A 14,760-nucleotide genomic window follows, 5' to 3' on the forward strand; every position below is an offset into this window, starting at 1 on the left:
ACACCGTCGTCCGGCCCACGCCGGGCGGCGGCGCGGCCGAGGAGGTGTGGGCCGCTCTCCATGCGGCGATCGCCGACCGCACGTCGTCCAGCTGCGGCGTGGCCGGCGGCGACCGCCAGCCGTGCGAATCGCGGCCCGGCGCGGCGAACCGCAACGGGTTGCGGGCGTGGTAGGAGGCCACCTCCTCGTCGGGGACCCGCACGGCGGCGGTGACGTCGGCGAACAGCGCCCGCGCGCGGGGGTCGGCCAGCACGGCGGCCGCGACGCTGCCGATCTCCAGCCGGGCCGTCGCGTCGGGCAGCAGCTCCTCCTCGCTCGGCGCGCCCCGCCCGCGCAGGCCGCGGGCCTCGACCTCGGCGGCGACGACCCGCTCGGTCACGATCAGCTGGGTCAGCCAGCGCCGCAGTTGACGCCCCTCGGCGGTGCCGACGGCCGGCAGTGCGGCCGCGCCCCGCCGGGCGCGCAGCCGCGTTTCGGCGGCGTCGACCTCGTCGACCGGGACCGCAACACCGGCGACCGTCGCGACCTCGCTCATGTCACGGTCACCCTGATCGCCGGGGTGTAGACCAGCCGGCCGGCGCAGCCGACCCGAACCAGGGCCCACCACCGGCCCGGCTCCAGCCAGGGCGGCGGGGTCACCGAAAAACGGAGGCGGGCGCTGCCGCGGGCGGGCAGGACCGCGCCCGCCGCGGCGGGGCCCAGCCACTCCCAGGTTCCCCACGGGCTGATCAGATGAGCCTCGAGCGCGAGATCCGCCCCGGCGCGGCTGCCGACCGTGACGGTCAGCGCCGCCGTGTCCCCGGCTGCCAACTCGACGTCGGCGGGGCCCTCGGCGAGGTAGATCAGTTCCCCCTCGTCGGTCGCGCCGACCTCGACGAGGCACACGTCCTCGACCGTCTGTCGCCACGCGGCCGGGGCCTCGTCGCCGGCGATGCGGAGCTGGGCCCTGACCGGGTAGCGCCCCGGGCGGGCGTGGGCGGGCACCGACACCGCCACGTCGGCCTCCCGGAAGTCGCCGCTGCGCAGCGTGAGGGGGAGTTCGTCGGGCTTGGCCGACCAGCCCTCCGGGCAGACCACGGTGACCGTGCCGGTCAGCGTGGCATCGCTGCAGTCGCTGACCGCGGTGAGCCGCAGCACGACCTCGCCGCCCGGCTCGGCGGGCGCCCGCACGGGATGCAGATGCGCGACGGCCGGCAGCCCACCCAGCGGCGCGGGGCCCCGGTTGTGCAGCCAATAGCGCGCGTACAACGGCTGGGCGGTTTCCGCGTGCGGGGCCAGCGCGACCGACGCCGCCGGCGCGCGCGGGGTATCGAAACGGGCCAGCACGGTGGCGACCTGGTAGCCGTGCAGGTCGAGCGGGCGGCCGTCGCGCGCGGTTTCGAGCAGGTCGGCCGGGCGGATGTCGGCGAGTTCGCCGACGTCGGAGCCGATCACCACGTCGGCCCGCTCGCCCGTCGTCTCCACCAGGCGCAGCGCCACCGCGCTCGGATCGACCGGCCGGGCGCTGCCCGCCGTGAGCGGGTTGCCGGCCGCCTTCAGGGCGGCCAGCTGCACCCGGTCGGCGGGTTCGACGCGCAGCAGTGACCCGGCCGCGGGCGCCGCGCCGCCCGCCCCGCCCGCGGGGACGGCGAGCAGCGGGTGGCCGAACTGCGCGCTGCGGCTCGGGATTTCGGCACGCCGCCAGTCACCGTCGCCGCAGACCAGCGCGTAATCGAAGGCGTGCGTCCAGTGCTGGAGTTGGAAGTTCGAGCCGTCCGGGGCGGTGCGGCGTGGCTCGTCGATCCAGGTGCCCGACGGCCAGCCGGTGCAGGAGCGCATCAACGCGGTGTGCAGCGTGCCCTCGGAGTCGACGGCGAAGCTGGGGACGCCGCGGTTGAGCAGGGCGACGGTGCGGTCGTCGAACTCGTCGGTGCCCGCCGGTGCCCGCTGGATGACGACGATTTCGGCGTCGCGGAGGTCGTCGGCCACCGCCGCGATCGCGGCCGCCAGGCCCGGCTCGTCGCGGCCGGCGATCACCAGCACCGGCAGCGCCGCCGGCGCGCGCAGGTCGGCGCCGGGCACCCACACCTTCGCCAACGGCGCCGCGGCCGGCACCCAGACCGCGGCCCGGCCCGCCGTCGCCAACTGGCGGTCGAGCTCCTCGGCGTACACCGGATCGGCCTGCGCCAGCGCCGTCTTGGTGAAGGCGTTGCGGGCCGGCCCGCCCAGCGCGATCCGCACGTCGGGCAGGTTCGAATCGACGTCGAGGTCGCCGTAGCGGGACTTGTCCGCGCCGCTGCAGGTGGCCGTCACCCCGGCGCGCACCAGGGCGACCATCAGCTCGCGCGCCAGCGGTCCCGACACCGCCTCGTCCGGCGTCACCACCTCGGCCACCGAGATCGCCCGCACGGCCTGGCCGTGCGGCGGGCCCACCCGAACGCGCGCCGCCGACGACAGGCCGAACCAGCCGTAGGCCGGGTTGTCCAGCGTCCAGAGGTGCTGCGCGGTGTCCACCGAGCGGGCGCCGTCATGCAACAGGGCGAAGCCCCGCCCCACGACGGCGTCGCCCACCTCGCTGACCGGCATGGCGCCGGGCACCGGGCAGGGCCAGCGCAGCCGCACCAGCCGGTCGGCCCCGGTGAACTCGTCGATGGTGGTGCGGCAGTCCACCCGCTCGACGCCGTGCCACAGGGTGATGGTCTGCGTGTAGCGCAGCAGCGCGCCGATCCGGCCGGTGACGACCAGCCGCTGCCCCAACGGGCCGCGGAAGGCCCGCGCCCGGGCCGGCGACTCCGACGAACACACCACCGGCCCCTTCGGCAGTAGGTGCCACGGGCCCTCGCCCTGCGTCGGGTGCGACGGGTATTCCTCGTAGACGGCCAGCTCGTTGCCCACCCGGCCGTCGGCGATCAGCTCCCGGCCGCCGTCGCTGAGGGAAACCACTCCCCCGCCACGCGCCGGGTCGACCTCGACGCGGTAGCGCTCGCCGGCGATCGCCGCGCCGGGCACCTCCTCCCAGCCGGCCGGGCCGTCGCCGGGAACGAGCCGGTAGGCCCGCCAGCCCAGCGACGGCACGTCGCGCGCCAGCCAGCTGACCGACCGGCCCTCGTCGCCGACGTGTGCGGGCAGCTCGCTGCCGTCCGTGTCCAGCACCCGCACCCCGGCCCCGAGTGGCGCGTCCAGCCGCGCGGTGACGATGTCGGTGCGCTGCCGCGACAACGGGTTCCACACCACGACGTCCCCGCCGAGCGCGCGGGACAACAGCGCCAGCGCGGCGTCGCGGGTCGCGCGGCCCAACTCCCACGCGTCGCGCCAGCCGGTCAGCAGGTCGAGGTACACCTGGTCGGACTCCGACCCGGTGATGGCGTCGTGATGCGCCCCGTACGCCAGCTGCACCCACGCCTTGGCCAGGGCGGCCTGCGGGTGCTCGGCGCCGGCCGTCAGCCCGGCGAACACGGCGAACCGCTCGGCTTCCAGGACGGCGTTCTCGGCGGCCCGGTTGGCTTGCTTGGTGTCGATGTAGGACACGTCCTTGCCGGTGTAGATCGGGTTCATGTCGCGGGTCTGCGGCGACGGGACGTGCCCGCGCTCGGCCAACTCGGCGCGCACGGCCGCGAAGAACTCCCGCGGCAGCGCGCACACGAAGCGCGGCCAGGCGTAGCGAGCCGCCCAGTCGCGGTGGATGGCGGTGACCCACTTGTTCGGCGGCGTGTAGTCGGTGCCGACCGGCAGCAGCACGTTGCGCGTCAGCGCGACCCGCTTGAGCCGACGGAACAGCGCGTAGGTGGCGTCCTCGGCTTCGGCCAGCGATGCCGACTCGTCCATCCCCCAGCCCGCGCCGTAGTGCGCGGGCATGTAGTGGGTCAGCAGTCCGCGGCCCGACGGCGCGATCCACTCGAACTCGCTGCAGAACTGCATGCGGTCGACGTCACCGCCCGGGCCCCACTGGTGGTGCGGACCCCGGGCCCACGAGCTCGACGTCAGCCCCGCGTCGGCGGCCATCCCGGGGAATTGCGGGTCGTGGCCGAACACGTCGAGCTGCCAGGCCGTGGCCGGGTCCGCGCCCAGGACGTGACGCTGAAACCCCATGCCGTGCACCAGGTTTCGGATGGTGGTCTCCGGGCCGGTGAGGTTCGTGTTGGGTTCGTTGTAGGTGCCGCCCATCACCTCCACGCGGCCCTGCGCCAGGAAGCGGCGCAGGTCGGCGCGGTCCTCGGGGTGGGTGTCCCAATACGGCTTGAGGTAGTCGACCTCGGCCAGCACGAACTTGTACTCCGGCTCGCGGCGGGCCATCTCCAGGTGCGCGTGGACCAGCTCGAAGCTGTTGGTCTGCCGGCCCGGCGGGTCGGAGACCCACTCGCTGGTGTACGCGCCCTGGGTGTTCCACCACACCGGGTCGTAGTGGAAGTGACTGACCATGAACATCGTCCAGCCGGGCTCGGCCACGACGAACTCGAACGGCTGCCGGGCGCCGGCGGCCAGTGCCCGCGTCGCCCGCCGCTGCCCGACGACCGGGCGGTCCACCCTGACCGGGACCTCGACGACCTCGTCGCCGGCAACGGCCACCGCCTCCCCGCTCACGCCGTCCCCGTCGATGCGGATCGGCGTCGGCTCGGTCACCGCGGAGACGGTCACCCGCGCCAGCTGCGCCGGAGCGTCCCGCGGCCCGACGAACAGCTCGGTCGAGTGGGCCGAAACCAGCTGCATCCCCGCACTTTACGGCCTGCCGGCCATCTACGATCGGCTAATGCCCGCCCTCGCCCCGCCGGTGTCCGACGAACGCAGCGCCCTGCGCGAGTACCTGGCGTTCCACCAGAGCGCCTACTTCGCGGTCAGCTACGGCCTCACCGACGAACAGGCCCGGTCCACCCCCTCGGTCAGCGCGCTGTCGATCGGCGGGCTGATCAAGCACGTCACCGCGATGCAGCGCAGCTGGATGGGACGCGTCGCCGCCGCGCCGGGCGCGCCGCCGAAAGACCCGCGACCGTTCGAGCAGATCGCGCAGGAGTTCGCCGACCAGCACGTGATGCGGCCGGACGAGACGCTGGACGGGTTGCTGCGGGCCTTCGAAGAACAGAACGCGGAATCGCTGCGGTTGGTGGAGACCGCGGACCTCGACGCCGCGGTGCCGGTGCCGAAGGACATCCCCTGGTTCCCGAAGAACCAGGAGGCCTGGTCGGTGCGCTGGGTGATCCTGCACGTCATCAACGAGCTGGCCCGGCACGCCGGGCACGCCGACATCGTCCGCGAATCCATCGACGGCGCCACCATGTACGAGTTGATCGCGGCGCTGGAGGGCTGGGCGATCGAGGGCTGGGTGCAGCCCTGGGCGAGACCCTGATCGCGGGCCCGCACCGAACGTGCACTCAGCGCGAAATGCGGGCCGGTTTGTCGCCATGAATGCACGCTCGGCGCTCCGCAGTTTTCGGTGAGCGCCGTCACAGCGAATTGGGCCTCGACACCGCCGATTTGGCAGACTGCTGGAATGAGCTCTACCAAACATCGAGACGTGGCCAGGCTTGACCGGGTGCCGCTGCCGATCGAAGCGGCCCGGGTGGCCGTCACCGGTTGGCAGGTCACCCGCACCGCCGCGCGCGTCATCACCAAGCTGCCGGGCAAGGGTCCGTGGCAGCAGAAGGTGATCAAGCAGCTCCCGCAGACCTTCGCCGACCTCGGCCCGACGTATGTGAAATTCGGGCAGATCATCGCGTCCAGCCCCGGGGCGTTCGGCGAATCGCTGTCCCGCGAGTTCCGCGGCCTGCTCGACCGGGTGCCGCCCGCCGACACCGAGGAGGTGCACAAGCTGCTCGTCGAGGAACTCGGCGGCGACCCCGCCGAGCTGTTCGCCAAGTGGGAGGAGGAGCCGTTCGCGTCGGCGTCCATCGCCCAGGTGCATTACGCGACGCTGCACACGGGGGAAGAGGTCGTCGTCAAGATCCAGCGCCCGGGCATCCGCCGCCGCGTCGCGGCCGACCTGCAGATCCTCAAGCGCTTCGCCCAGGCCGTCGAGCTGGCCAAGCTGGGCCGCCGGCTCTCCGCGCAGGACGTGGTCGCCGACTTCTCCGACAACCTGGCCGAGGAGCTGAACTTCCGCCTCGAGGCGCAGTCGATGGAGGCGTGGGTATCACACCTGCACGCCTCGCCGCTGGGCCGCAACATCCGGGTGCCGCAGGTGTTCTGGGACTTCACCAGCGACCGGGTGCTGACGATGGAGCGGGTGCAGGGCATCCGCATCGACGACGTCGCCGCCGTCCGCAAGGCCGGGTTCGACGGGACCGAGCTGGTCAAGGCGCTGCTGTTCTCGCTGTTCGAGGGCGGGCTGCGGCACGGACTGTTCCACGGCGACCTGCACGCGGGCAACCTCTACGTCGACGACGAGGGCCGCATCGTGTTCTTCGACTTCGGGATCATGGGCCGCATCGATCCCCGCACCCGCTGGCTGCTGCGCGAGCTGGTGTACGCGCTGCTGGTGAAGAAGGACCACGCCGCGGCGGGCAAGATCGTGGTGCTGATGGGCGCCGTCGGCACCATGAAGCCCGAGGCCCAGGCCGCCAAGGACCTGGAGCGCTTCGCCACCCCGCTGACCATGCAGACGCTGGGCGACATGTCCTACGCCGACATCGGGCGGCAGCTGTCGGCCCTGGCCGACGCCTACGACGTGAAGCTGCCCCGCGAGCTGGTGCTGATCGGCAAGCAGTTCCTCTACGTCGAGCGATACATGAAGCTGCTGGCGCCGAAGTGGCAGATGATGTCCGACCCGCAGCTGACCGGCTACTTCGCGAACTTCATGGTCGAGGTGAGCCGCGAGCACCAGTCAGAAGAGGTCTGATGGAGGTCCGCACCGGGCACGCCACCTCGGACGGCGAGGTGAAGCTGTACTACGAGGACATGGGCGACATCGACCACCCGCCCGTGCTGCTGATCATGGGGCTGGGCGCCCAGCTGGTGCTGTGGCGAACCGCCTTCTGCGAGCGGCTGGTCGACCACGGGCTGCGCGTGATCCGGTACGACAACCGCGACGTCGGCCTGTCGAGTAAGACCCGGCACCGCGGTTCGGGCCAGCCGCTGGTGACGCGGTTGGCCCGCTCCTGGCTGGGGCTGCCGAGCGACGCGCCGTACAAGCTCGAGGACATGGCCGACGACGCCGCGGCCGTCCTGGATCACCTGGGGATCGAGCACGCACACATCGTGGGTGCGTCGATGGGCGGCATGATCGCCCAGATCTTCGCCGCACGATTCCGCGAGCGGACCAAGACCCTGGGCGTCATCTTCTCCAGCAACAATTCGGCCTGCCTGCCGCCGCCCGGCCCCCGCCAGTTGCTCGCGCTGATCAAGGGCCCGGCGCCGGACTCGCCACGCGACGTGATCGTCGACAACGCGATCCGGGTCAGCAAGATCATCGGCAGCCAGCGCTACCTGGCGCCCGAGGAGCAGCTGCGGGCCGAGGCCATCGAGAGCTACGAACGCAGCTACTACCCGTGGGGTGTCGCCCGGCACTTCGACGCCGTGCTGGGCAGCGGCAGCCTGAAGCACTACAACCGGCGCACCGCCGCACCGACCGTGGTGATCCACGGCCGGGCCGACAAGCTGATGCGCCCCTTCGGGGGCCGCGCGGTGGCCAGGGCCATCGACGGCGCTCGATTGGTGTTATTCGACGGGATGGGACATGATCTGCCACAGCAGTTGTGGGATCAGGTGATCGGCGTGCTGACGAGCAACTTCGCCAAGGCGAGCTGAGCCAAAATCACTCGAACGAAACGCTTCCCCTACGATCTCAGTCCGAGTCGCCGGGTTGTACGGTTGTCAAAGGAGGTGGGTCCACCAATGGCCAAGCTGAAGCCGTATTACGAAGAGTCGCAGGCAACCTACGACATTTCAGACGACTTCTTCGCGCTGTTTCTCGACCCCAACATGGTGTACACCTGCGCGTACTACAAAAACGACGACATGACGCTGGAAGAGGCGCAGCTGGCCAAGCTCGACCTGGGGCTGGACAAGCTGAAGCTCGAGCCGGGAATGACGGTGCTCGACGTCGGTTGTGGCTGGGGCGGGGCCGTGGTCCGCGCGGTCGAGAAGTACGACGTCAACGTCATCGGCATCACGCTCAGCCGCAACCATTACGCCCGCACCAAGGAGAGGCTGGCCGCGATCGGAACGACGCGGCGGGCCGAGGCCCGGCTGCAGGGCTGGGAAGAATTCGACGAGCAGGTCGACCGGATCATGAGCTTCGAGGCCTTCGACGCCTTCAAAAAGGAACGCTGGCCCGCCTTCTGGGATTGGGCGTACAAGACGCTGCCCGATAACAGCCGGATGATGATGCACAGCATCTTCACCTATCCGCAGTCGTCGTGGAAGGATCGCGGCATTCAAATCACGATGTCGGATCTGCGTTTCTTCCATTTCCTGGGAAAGGAAATCTTCCCCGGCGGCCAGATGTGCGGCGAGACCGATATCGTCGACCTCGCGCAAGCCAGCGGCTTCTCGATCGAGCAGGTCCAATACCTGCAGCCGCATTACGCCCGGACGCTGGACACCTGGGCCGCCAATCTGGAGGCCAACCGCGAACAGGCCATCGCCATCCAGTCCGTCGAGGTCTACGACCGCTTCATGCGCTACCTGACCGGCTGCGCGGACCTGTTCCGCAAGGGCATCTCGAACGTCGCCCAATACACGCTCACCAAGTAGCGGCCGGCGCGCAAAAACTCCGGCGCACGCGCGCGCCGCTGCGCCGTTTCGGGTCCCCGGCGAGTACCGTCCCCGAGTGGGCGGCCACCCCATCGGTGCCCGTCCCCTGGGGAGGACAGATGTCTGACAACCCGGCCGGCGCTGCGCGTGCGCGATCCAACTCGGACGACGTGCGGGCGCACTACGACCTCTCGAACGAATTCTTCGCGCTCTTCCAGGATCCGACCCGGACATATAGCTGCGCGTACTTCCCCCGCGCGGACATGACCCTTCAGGAAGCGCAGCTGGCCAAGCTCGACCTGACCCTGGACAAGCTCGGGCTCCAGCCGGGGATGACCCTGCTCGACGTCGGCTGCGGCTGGGGTTCGGCGCTCAAACGCGCCGTGGAGCGCTACGACGTCAACGTCGTCGGGTTGACCCTGTCCAGGAACCAGCACGCATTCTGCCAGCAGATGCTCGACGGGATCGACACCCACCGGTCGCGGCGGGTACTGCTGTGCGACTGGTCCGAGTTCAGCGAACCGGTGGACCGCATCGTCACCATCGAGGCGTTGGAGCACTTCGGCTTTCACCGCTACGACGACTTCTTCAAGTTCGCCTACACCTCGCTGCCCGGCGACGGCGTGATGCTGCTGCACTCGATCACCGGGTTGCACGGAAAGCAGGTCATCGAGCGCGGCCTGCCGCTGACGATCGAGGTCGCCAAGTTCATCAGGTTCATCGTGACCGACATCTTCCCGGGCGGCCGCCTGCCGATGATCGAAACCATCGAGCAGCACGCGGCGAAGGTCGGCTTCGGGGTCACCCGCGTGCAGTCGCTACGGGCCGACTTCGCCAGGACCCTCGATCTGTGGGCTGAGGCCCTGCGAGCGCGCAGGGAGGAGGCCGTCGAGATCCAGTCCGAGGAGGTGTACGAGCGCTACATGCGGTACCTGACGGGCTGTGCCAGGGCTTTCCGTACGGGCTACATCGACTGCAACCAATTCACGCTGCAAAAGTAAGGTTGGGTATCGTTGCACGTCACACCCGAGGCAAGTGCGCGGGAAATACGCAGTGAACTTCATCCAGGAGAACAAGACTAATGGCTGATCAACCGGCTAGCCCGACGAAGATTCGGACGGCTCCCGAGGACATCCAGGCGCACTACGACGTCTCCGACGACTTCTTCGCCCTGTTCCAGGACCCGACGCGGACCTACAGCTGCGCCTACTTCGCGCGCGACGACATGACGCTGGAAGAGGCGCAATACGCCAAGATCGACCTGAACCTGGACCAGCTGGACCTCAAGCCGGGCATGACCCTGCTGGACATCGGCTGCGGCTGGGGCACCACCATGAAGCGCGCCGTCGAGCGGTTCGACGTCAACGTCATCGGTCTGACGCTGTCCAAGAACCAGCACGCCCGCTGCGAGCAGGTGTTGGCGTCGATCGACAGCGACCGTTCGCGCCAGGTCCGGCTGCAGAACTGGGAGGACTTCAACGAGCCCGTCGACCGCATCGTGTCGATCGAGGCCTTCGAGCACTTCGGGCACGAGAACTACGACGACTTCTTCAAGCGGACGTTCGACATCATGCCCGAGGACGGCCGGATGACCGTGCAGAGCAGTGTCAGCTTCCACCCGTACGAACTGGCCGCCCGCGGCAAGAAGCTGACCTTCGAGACGGCGCGGTTCATCAAGTTCATCATCACCGAGATCTTCCCGGGTGGCCGGCTGCCGTCCACCCAAATGATGGTCGACCACGGCGAGAAGGCGGGCTTCGTTGTGCCCGAACCGCTTTCGCTGCGTCCGCACTACATCAAGACGCTGCACATCTGGGGTGACAACCTCGAGGCGAACAAGGACAAGGCCATCGAGGTGACCTCCGAAGAGGTCTACAACCGCTACATCAAGTACCTGCGCGGGTGCGAGCACTACTTCACCGACGAGGCGCTCGACGTCAGCCTGGTGACGTACCTGAAGCCGGGAGCCGTCAGCTGATTTTCGCCGCCCCTGTCGGATTAGGGCTGCGTCGTTCGTCGGATAGGTAGAGAGTGGAGCACGGGGCTTCGCTCGCTATCTGGAGGTGACGAGACATGCAGTACTTCGCCTTGTTGATCAGCAGGGAACAAGATCGCGCGCCCGAAGGCCCGGACGCGATGGCCGCCTGGGGGAAGTTCCACGCCAAGGCCGGCGCGGCGATCAAATCCGGGGACGCCCTGGCGCCCGCCGCCGCCGCGGCGGTCATCACCGGGGGCCCGGACGCGCCGGTGGTCACCGACGGACCCTTCGCCGAATCGGCCGAGGTGGCCTGCGGCTTCTACCTGTTCGAGGCCGAAAACCTCGACGAGGCGCTGGCGTTGGCGCGCGACGTCCCGCTCGCCACGTTCGGCGCGGTCGAGGTGTGGCCCACGGTGCACTCGGTCGAGCTGTCCCGCGAGCTCACCGGCAACGACTGGCTCGCGCTGCTTCTGGAGCCGGCCGAATCCGCGCACACCCCGGGCACACCGGAGTGGGAGGCGGTGGCGGCGAAGCACGCCGATCTCCACGCGGCCGCGGGTGATCACATCATCGGCGGCGCCGCGTTGCACGATCGGTCCACGGCGACGACCGTGCGGGTGCGCGACGGCGAGGTTTTGATCACCGACGGTCCCTACGTGGAGGGCGCCGAAATCGCCACCGGGATCTACCTGTTGAGTGCCGCGGACCGCGAAGAGGCCGTCAAGCTGGCGTCGATGATCCCCGCCTCGACGGTGCAGGTGCGGCAGCTGGCTGGGCTCTCGGGGCTCTGAGCGACGCCGGTGTCCGACCTGGACGGCGTCTTTCGTCGGGAATGGGGGCCCGCCGTCGCCGCGCTCGCGCGGTGGTCCGGCGACCTCACCGTCGCGGAGGACGCCGTCCAGGAAGCCTGCGCCGAGGCGCTTCGCAGCTGGGGCCGCGACGGTCCGCCGGACAATCCCGGCGGCTGGCTGGTGACCGTCGCCCGCAACCGGGCGCGCGATCGCCTGCGTCGCGAAACCATCCGCCCCGGAAAGGAATTGGCGGCCGTGATCGACGAAATCCGGGCGCGCACCGATCACACCGACCCGTCTCCGGTGCGCGACGACGAACTGCGGATGATGTTCACCTGCGCGCACCCCGCCCTGGACCGCCAGTCGCAGCTGGCGCTAACCCTGCGGCTGGTGTCGGGGTTGACCGTCACCGAGATCGCCCGCGCGCTGTTGCAGACCGACGCGGCGATCGGCCAGCGGATCACGCGCGCCAAGAGCAAGATTCGGCACGCGAACATCCCGCTGCGGGTGCCGCCGGCCGAGCTGCTGGGTGAGCGCACCCCGCACGTGCTGGGTTGCGTGTATTCGGTGTTCACCGAGGGGTATTGGTCGACGGCCGGCCCGTCGGCGATCCGCGACGAACTGTGCGACGAGGGGATCCGGCTGGCTGGCGAGTTGTGCGCGCTGATGCCGCAGGAACCCGAGGCCCACGCGCTGGCCGCCCTGATGCTGCTGCACGATTCGCGGCGAGCCACGCGGGTGGGCGACACCGGGATGCTGGTGCCGCTCGAGGAGCAGGACCGCCGCCGGTGGGACCGCGGCCGCATCGCCCGGGGCCTGGATCGGCTTCGCCTGGCCGAGGGATCGACCGGCCCCTACCTCCCGCAGGCGGTGATCGCCGCGGTGCACGCGACGGCGCCCTCCTGGGAGAAGACGGACTGGGCCACCATCTGCGCGGCCTACGACCGGTTGGTGCGGCTGACCGATTCGCCGGTCGTGCGCGCCAACCGCGCCCTGGCGGTCGGATTCCGCGACGGCCCGGACGCCGGCCTGGCCGCCCTGGATGAGGTGGCGCACGACGCCCGGTTAAGCCGCTCCAACCTGGTCGCGACGGTGCGCGCCGACCTGCTGCGGCGCGCCGGCAGGCCAGCCGATGCCGTCATCTGGTACCGAGAAGCGTTGGCGGTCAACGGTTCCGAGCCGAGCCGCGAGTTCCTGCGGCGGCGCATCGCTGAGTGCGGCGGGTAGCCGCCCCGCGACTCAGGCCTCGGCGAAGTTCCGGGTGACCGACGGGTCCACCGGGATGCCCGGGCCCGTGGTCGTCGACACGGTGATCTTCTTCAGGTAACGGCCCTTCGAGGCGGACGGCTTGAGCCGCAGCACCTCGTCGAGGGCGGCGCCGTAGTTCTCCGCGAGGGCCTTCTCGTCGAAGGACGCCTTGCCGATGACGAAGTGCAGGTTGGCCTGCTTGTCGATGCGGAAGTTGATCTTGCCGCCCTTGATGTCGGCCACCGCCTTCGCGACGTCCGGGGTGACGGTACCCGTCTTGGGGTTGGGCATCAGGCCGCGCGGGCCCAGGACACGGGCGATGCGCCCGACCTTGGCCATCTGGTCGGGCGTCGCGATCGCGGCGTCGAAGTCCAGGAAGCCGCCCTGGATCTTCTCGATCAGGTCGTCGCTGCCGACGATGTCGGCCCCGGCGGCCTGCGCCTGCTCGGCCTTGTCGCCGACCGCGAACACCGCGACCCGGGCGGTCTTACCGGTGCCGTGCGGCAGGTTGACCGTGCCGCGGACCATCTGGTCCGCCTTGCGCGGGTCGACGCCGAGCCGGATCGCCACCTCGACCGTCGCGTCCTGCTTGGCCGACGCGGTCTCCTTGGCGAGCTTGGCCGCCTCCAGCGGGCTGTACAGGTTGTTGCGGTCCACCTTCTCGGCGGCGGCGCGGTATGCCTTGCTGTTCTTGCTCATTCGATCAATCCAATCTCGTGGTTGGTTGTGGTTAGTCGGGCCGAAGCTGGCCCTCCCACGTCTAGCTGTGTTCGTCCCTATTCGACGGTGATCCCCATCGACCGGGCGGTGCCGGCGATGATCTTGGCGGCCGCGTCGATGTCGTTGGCGTTGAGGTCGGTCTTCTTGGTCTCGGCGATCTCGCGAACCTGGTCCCAGGTGACCTTGGCGACCTTGGTCTTGTGCGGCTCGGCCGAGCCCTTGCCCACGCCCGCGGCCTTGAGCAGCAGCTTGGCGGCCGGCGGCGTCTTGAGCGCGAAGGTGAAGCTGCGGTCCTCGTAGACCGTGATCTCCACCGGGATGACCTGGCCGCGCTGGTTCTCCGTGGCAGCGTTGTAGGCCTTGCAGAACTCCATGATGTTGACGCCGTGCTGGCCGAGCGCGGGTCCGACCGGCGGGGCGGGGTTGGCCTGCCCGGCCACGATCTGCAGCTTGATCAGCCCAACGACTTTCTTCTTCGGGGCCATGGGTGTTGGTGTTCCTTCCTAGCTAACGTTCTAAATCTTCGAAACTTGGCTGAACGTCAATTCCACCGGCGTCTCGCGGCCGAAGATCGACACCAGCACCTTGAGCTTCTGCTGCTCGCCGTTGACCTCGCTGATGGTCGCGGGCAAGGTCGCGAACGGCCCGTCCATGACCGTCACCGACTCGCCGACCTCGTAGTCGACCTCGACGGCCGGCCGCTCCAGCCCGCCGGCCTCGGCGGCGGCGGCGGTGGTGGCCGCGCCCTTGGCGGCCTTCTTGGCCGCGCCACGCGGCAGCAGGAACTTGACCACGTCGTCAAGCGTCAGGGCCGACGGCCGCGACGTCGCGCCGACGAACCCGGTGACGCCCGGGGTGTTGCGGACCGCGGCCCACGAGTCGTCGGTCAGGTCCATGCGCACCAGGATGTAGCCCGGCAGCACCTTGCGGTTGACCTGCTTGCGCTGGCCGTTCTTGATCTCGGTGACCTCTTCGGTGGGCACCTCGACCTGGAAGATGTAGTCGCCGACGTCCAGGTTTTGCACGCGGGTCTCGAGATTGGCTTTGACCTTGTTCTCGTATCCCGCGTAGGAGTGGATCACGTACCAGTCACCCGGCTTGCTGCGCAGCTCCGCCTTGAGCGCGGCCGCCGGGTCGACCTCTTCGGTCGACTCCTCGGGGGCTTCGGCCGCCGAGGTTTCCGTGGTCTCGGCGTCCTCGGTGCGCTCTTCTACGTCGACCGCTTCACCCGCGGACGTGTCACCGTCGAAGGTAGTCACGGTTTTCAGTCCTCTCTATCCATCGCTCAGCCGAACACCAGCAGCACGAGCTTGGTGAGGCCGAAATCCGCGAGGCCGACCAGCGCCACCATGAAGGCCA

The 14,760-nt window shown here is 69.8% G+C and carries 13 protein-coding genes; 8 read left to right on the forward strand and 5 right to left on the reverse strand.

Annotated features, from left to right (window positions below):
• Window positions 1–535, reverse strand: a 535-nt coding sequence (locus A9X03_RS27295) for a hypothetical protein (protein ID WP_231975514.1), incomplete at its 3' end; no start/stop codon positions are given.
• Window positions 532–4,686, reverse strand: coding sequence for an NEW3 domain-containing protein (locus tag A9X03_RS27300; RefSeq protein WP_068263925.1), 4,155 nt, complete (start codon window positions 4,684–4,686; stop codon window positions 532–534). The genes A9X03_RS27295 and A9X03_RS27300, both read right to left, overlap by 4 nt.
• 61 nt (window positions 4,687–4,747) lie before the next feature.
• Here A9X03_RS27300 and A9X03_RS27305 point away from each other — a divergent pair, with 61 nt between their 5' ends.
• From A9X03_RS27305 to A9X03_RS27340, 8 genes are all read left to right on the forward strand, one after another.
• Window positions 4,748–5,320, forward strand: a complete 573-nt coding sequence (locus tag A9X03_RS27305; RefSeq protein WP_067780520.1) for a DinB family protein — start codon at window positions 4,748–4,750, stop codon at window positions 5,318–5,320.
• A gap of 144 nt (window positions 5,321–5,464) precedes the next feature.
• Complete coding sequence (locus A9X03_RS27310) at window positions 5,465–6,808, forward strand: AarF/ABC1/UbiB kinase family protein (protein WP_068263927.1); 1,344 nt, start codon at window positions 5,465–5,467, stop codon at window positions 6,806–6,808.
• Window positions 6,808–7,716 (forward strand): alpha/beta fold hydrolase, encoded by a 909-nt coding sequence (locus A9X03_RS27315; protein WP_067757439.1) that lies wholly within the window; start codon window positions 6,808–6,810, stop codon window positions 7,714–7,716. The genes A9X03_RS27310 and A9X03_RS27315 overlap by 1 nt, the downstream gene beginning before the upstream one ends.
• 87 nt (window positions 7,717–7,803) lie before the next feature.
• Window positions 7,804–8,664 (forward strand): cyclopropane mycolic acid synthase family methyltransferase, encoded by an 861-nt coding sequence (locus A9X03_RS27320; RefSeq protein ID WP_067757436.1) that lies wholly within the window; start codon window positions 7,804–7,806, stop codon window positions 8,662–8,664.
• 119 nt (window positions 8,665–8,783) lie between these two features.
• On the forward strand, window positions 8,784–9,665 hold the full coding sequence (locus tag A9X03_RS27325) for a cyclopropane mycolic acid synthase family methyltransferase (RefSeq protein WP_067757435.1): 882 nt from the start codon (window positions 8,784–8,786) through the stop codon (window positions 9,663–9,665).
• 80 nt (window positions 9,666–9,745) lie between these two features.
• Complete coding sequence (mmaA4, locus tag A9X03_RS27330) at window positions 9,746–10,642, forward strand: hydroxymycolate synthase MmaA4 (RefSeq protein WP_067757433.1); 897 nt, start codon at window positions 9,746–9,748, stop codon at window positions 10,640–10,642.
• Window positions 10,643–10,737: 95 nt separating this feature from the next.
• The gene (locus A9X03_RS27335; protein ID WP_067757431.1) at window positions 10,738–11,433 is read left to right on the forward strand and encodes a YciI family protein; all 696 of its coding nucleotides are present in this window, start codon (window positions 10,738–10,740) and stop codon (window positions 11,431–11,433) included.
• A gap of 9 nt (window positions 11,434–11,442) precedes the next feature.
• Window positions 11,443–12,660, forward strand: a complete 1,218-nt coding sequence (locus A9X03_RS27340; RefSeq protein WP_067757430.1) for an RNA polymerase sigma factor — start codon at window positions 11,443–11,445, stop codon at window positions 12,658–12,660.
• Between the two features lie 12 nt (window positions 12,661–12,672).
• Here the strand turns inward: A9X03_RS27340 and rplA are convergent, their stop codons facing one another.
• The 3 genes from rplA to nusG all read right to left on the reverse strand — a co-directional run bounded on the left by rplA (window position 12,673) and on the right by nusG (window position 14,660).
• The gene (gene rplA / locus A9X03_RS27345) at window positions 12,673–13,380 is read right to left on the reverse strand and encodes a 50S ribosomal protein L1 (protein WP_007167783.1); all 708 of its coding nucleotides are present in this window, start codon (window positions 13,378–13,380) and stop codon (window positions 12,673–12,675) included.
• A 77-nt stretch (window positions 13,381–13,457) separates the two neighbouring features.
• Window positions 13,458–13,886, reverse strand: coding sequence for a 50S ribosomal protein L11 (rplK, locus tag A9X03_RS27350; protein ID WP_066952006.1), 429 nt, complete (start codon window positions 13,884–13,886; stop codon window positions 13,458–13,460).
• 30 nt (window positions 13,887–13,916) lie between these two features.
• Window positions 13,917–14,660: a transcription termination/antitermination protein NusG gene (gene nusG, locus A9X03_RS27355; protein WP_067757427.1), complete on the reverse strand. Its 744-nt coding sequence runs from the start codon at window positions 14,658–14,660 to the stop codon at window positions 13,917–13,919.
• Between the last annotated feature and the right edge of the window lie 100 nt (window positions 14,661–14,760).

Origin of the sequence: Mycobacterium sp. E1715 (genome assembly GCF_001667625.1) — a bacterium.
Lineage (GTDB): Bacteria > Actinomycetota > Actinomycetes > Mycobacteriales > Mycobacteriaceae > Mycobacterium.